This is a genomic window from Variovorax sp. P2_H12, assembly GCF_056403395.1.
The window spans coordinates 1-472 of the sequence record NZ_JBFUFO010000181.1 but is presented as its reverse complement, the minus strand read 5'-3'; the positions used below and the strand labels follow the sequence as shown (position 1 = coordinate 472).

The 472-nt window shown below is 67.6% G+C and carries 1 protein-coding gene; it reads left to right on the top strand.

What is annotated here, in order from left to right; genetic code table 11:
• Nucleotides 1–284: 284 nt before the first annotated feature.
• Nucleotides 285–472, top strand: a 188-nt coding sequence (locus tag AC1DYK_RS35715) for a hypothetical protein (protein WP_478170571.1), incomplete at its 3' end; no start/stop codon positions are given.

Below are 472 nucleotides of genomic sequence, written 5' to 3'. Positions count from 1 at the left end.
GGTGAGCCATGGTTTCGCGCCTTCCGGCCGGGGGCGGGTTACGTAACGTCAGTCACCGCCGGACGCCGAAAAGTTGCCGTGTCCGCTCCGGAACGTGTGGCGGGAGGTGCGGCCGGGTCCCTCGTCCGGGGTCGCGACGGTGGATTCACTCGTTTGCCGCTCCTCGGTGGCGGGGTGCAACGGGAACCCGGACGCTGATCGCATACGTGCCGAGTCGCAGGGGTGAAGCAGAGCCTGATGGGGGTGACACCGTGTCGGACGCAGGTGCACCGGTCCCCGCGTCCATGAAGGACGACGGTCTGGACGCGGCGCTCCTCGACAGACTGTTCACCCAGTCCGTGGTGGGCCTTCATGTACTCGATCCGCAGCTGCGGGTGGTACGGATCAGCTCTCTGGCCGGTGCCGACCTCGCCGACCAGGTGATCGGGCGTCACTTCACCGATGCGTACCATCTCGACCGGCCGGACTCCAC